This is a genomic window from Synechococcus sp. OH2 (assembly GCF_047462155.1).
Lineage (GTDB): Bacteria > Cyanobacteriota > Cyanobacteriia > Thermostichales > Thermostichaceae > Thermostichus.
On record NZ_JANSIR010000079.1, the window covers coordinates 1 to 3,071 of the forward strand.

Here is a 3,071-nt window from a genome sequence, read left to right on the forward strand (position 1 = left end):
GCCTGCTGCAGCAGACGCGCCAGTTGGCGGGCATGGAGGGGCAGATCGTTGACCCCAGCCAGCAGCGTATATTCAAAGCTGACCCGCCGCCCGGTGCGCAGCATGTAGTCGCGGCAATCCCGGATCAGGGCCTCTAGGGGGTAGTGGGCTGCAGAAGGGATCAACTGCTGCCGCAGCTCCTGGTTGGGGGCATGCAGGCTGACGGCCAAGGTAACTTGCAGATTCTGCTCTGCCAGCCAGGGAATTTGCCGGGGCACGCCCACGGTGGAAAGGGTAATGTGCCGCTGGCCGATGCCGATATCTTGGTGGAGGCGGCGGATGGCCTGCACCACGGTGTCGCGGTTGAGCAGGGGCTCCCCCATACCCATGAAGACCACGTGGCTGACGCGGCGGCCAAAGTCCTCCTGCACCGTTAACACCTGATCCAGGATTTCGTGCAACTTGAGGTTGCGCCGGTAGCCCATCTTGCCAGTGGCGCAGAAGTTGCAGGCCATGGGGCAGCCCACCTGGGAGGAAACGCAGACAGTTAGCCGCTTGGCGGTTGGGATCCCCACCGTCTCGATCAACTCCCCATCTGCTAGCTGCAGCAGCAACTTAACGGTGCCGTCGCGGGATTCTATCCGCTGCACAACCTGGGAGCGCCCCACAGGATAATCCTGCAGCGCCTCGCGCCAGGCTTTGGGAAAGACCGTCACTTCCTGCAGGGAGCGGATCCCTTTTTGGTAGAGCCAAGTGTGCAGTTGTTGCCCGCGGTAGGCCGGCTGCCCCTGCTCAACTGCCCACTCTTTCAAGGCAGCCAAAGATTGCCCCAGCAGAGGAAGAGGTGCCGCAGACATAGGCCAAGTGGCAACGGATTGCATCCTTCTACTCTAGCTCGCGGCCCTGAAGGCTTGCTTTGGCAGCTAGGACGAGCGTTTTGGATAATAATAGGTTTGCCCTTGGTTAGGATTTTGCCCGCGCTATGTCGGTTTCGCCGCAACTGGCCCAACTGGCTACCTGGATGGCCGGACATTTCAACAATCTGCACCAGGCGATGGCCGAGCCGGTTTGGTTTGCCAACATTCACGTCTACCAATGCCCCCTGCCGTGGTCGGTGTTTCAGGGGATAGGGTTTTACGTGGAGCAACTGTACGATATCTACCCCGACCAGCCCTACCGGCAGCGGGTCATCCATCTCTTCGAGACCCCCGACGGGATCCGCATCCAAAACTATGCCCTGACCTCTCCAGAGGTCTACAAATGTGCCGGTCGGAACTTGGAGCAATTGGCCGGCCTGACGGCGGCAGAGCTGGAACTCTTGCCCGGCTGTGTAACCCAGGTGGAGTGGACGGGATCCTGCTACCGGGGCCGCAGCGTGCCCGGCAAAGGCTGTATCGTCGAGCGCAAGGGCAGAACCACCTACCTCTATAGCGAGTTCGAGATTGGGGCCGACTACTTCCACAGCCTGGATCAGGGCCGCGACCCGGAAACGGATCAAGTGGTCTGGGGATCCCTTTCCGGGCCCTTTCGGTTTGTTAAGAAACAGGATTTTTCCTGCTACTTGCCCCGCTGGAGCTAAGTTAGCCCCCCGTCCAAACCCAGAAGGCAAGGATCCCATCCCCGAGCAAGAGCAGCAGGGTGCAGCCCATCCATCCCCAGGCCAGTGCGGGCAATAGGGCCAACTGGCTGCGTTGCTGGCTGCCCCCCGAGAGTTGTTCCACCCTGCTGTAGAGGTGACCGCGAACGCCGAATTGTCACCCCTGACTTTAGTCGGGGGATTCTTACGCAGTCCACAGATAGACTCGCAAAGGCGCTGTCAAGACCCCCCTAGACGGCTCCCTGGAACCCAGTCTCAAGGTTCCGCTTACTTGTGACTTACAGCACTGTCCAGGTCTTTCACCGGGGTGGGTACTTGCTTGTTATAGCATTGGCGAGCGACTCAAGTTGCTTAAGGACTACGTCCCGCTAACGCGAGCGGGCTTTTCTGCACTGTACTACTCGCGTCAGCGGCGCGGAGCGCTGAGTACGGGGCTACCAAGCTGCCCCGCTGTGTTCGGTGGCCGCCTCAGCCTGTTGACGGGCCAGAGCCCAGTTAATCCAGGGATCCCGCTGCTGGAGGGCAAAATGCTCCTGCAACGTCAAGCCAGGGATCAGCCCTTCTCGCAGCCGATCCGCTAGAGAAAACCCCACCCCAGAGCGCAGATGGTCGCCGTAAGGACGGCCTGGTCATCTCCCGCCCTGCCAAGAGAATCTGGCCCTGCCTGGGCGGCAACAACCCTGCCCAGGTGAGCAGGAAAGAGCGTTGCCCACTGCCCTCCAAACCGGCCAACCCAATCACTTCCCCCAGCTGCACCGCCAGATCCGGTAAAGCCAAGGTAAACGGCTCATGCCGCACCACCAGGGAGCGTAACTCCAACAGGGGATTTGCCCTTCTTTGCAGAGAGGGGGGCCGAGCCAGGGGCGCCAATTCCCGCTCAAACATCCAATCGATCAGCCGCTGTTCCGGCAGGGAAATGTCTTCACCCTTCACAGTCAGCTCCTCCACCACTTCCCCCTGCCGCATCACCGTCACCCGATCGCAAAAGCATTCCCCATCGGCCAGCTTGTGGGAGACGAAGATCACCGACTTGCCCTCCTCTGCCAGCCGACGCAAAGCCGCAAACAAAAGATCAACAAAAGATCTTTTTTGCGCCGCAGAAATGCCCGTCGTCGGCTCATCCAAAATTAAGGTGTTGATCCCCAGTGAGAGCAACCGCAGCATCTCCAGTTGCTGCCGTTCCCCCACCGTCAAACTGCCGATAGCCTCATCCGGGTTGAGGTTGAAGCCAAACTCTTCACAGGCTTTTCGGAGACGTTTTCGGCTCTCTCGCAGCCCCAAACCCAAGCGCCCCGCTGCCTGACGATATAAAGTTTTCCAGAGTTTTCCAGCACCGTCAGAGAAGGAAAATCCAAGGGATCCTGGTGCAACATGCCGATGCCCCGGCGAATGGCTGCTGCAGGGCTGTCGATGCGAACCGGTTGCCTGTCAACGTAAGGCGCGGGATTCCCCACCGTATAGACGGTGGGGAGGGATAGCGCCTCCTGACTGATTC

3 protein-coding genes and 1 pseudogene are annotated in these 3,071 nt (G+C 60.0%); 1 reads left to right on the top strand and 3 read right to left on the bottom strand.

The window, feature by feature from the left end; translation table 11 throughout:
• The coding region (gene rlmN / locus NW835_RS06775; protein WP_414414866.1) for a 23S rRNA (adenine(2503)-C(2))-methyltransferase RlmN at positions 1-836 on the bottom strand (836 nt) is incomplete at its 3' end.
• A 125-nt stretch (positions 837-961) separates the two neighbouring features.
• On the opposite strand from rlmN, the gene NW835_RS06780 reads away from it, so the two are divergent.
• Complete coding sequence (locus tag NW835_RS06780; RefSeq protein WP_414385604.1) at positions 962-1,558, top strand: chromophore lyase CpcT/CpeT; 597 nt, start codon at positions 962-964, stop codon at positions 1,556-1,558.
• 513 nt (positions 1,559-2,071) lie between these two features.
• On the opposite strand, the gene NW835_RS06785 is transcribed toward NW835_RS06780, so the two are convergent.
• Entirely contained in the window at positions 2,072-2,770 is a 699-nt protein-coding gene (locus tag NW835_RS06785) for an ATP-binding cassette domain-containing protein (RefSeq protein ID WP_414414867.1), read from the bottom strand.
• Positions 2,767-3,071, bottom strand: a pseudogene (locus NW835_RS06790) (hypothetical protein); the annotation flags it as partial. The gene NW835_RS06785 and the pseudogene NW835_RS06790, both read right to left, overlap by 4 nt.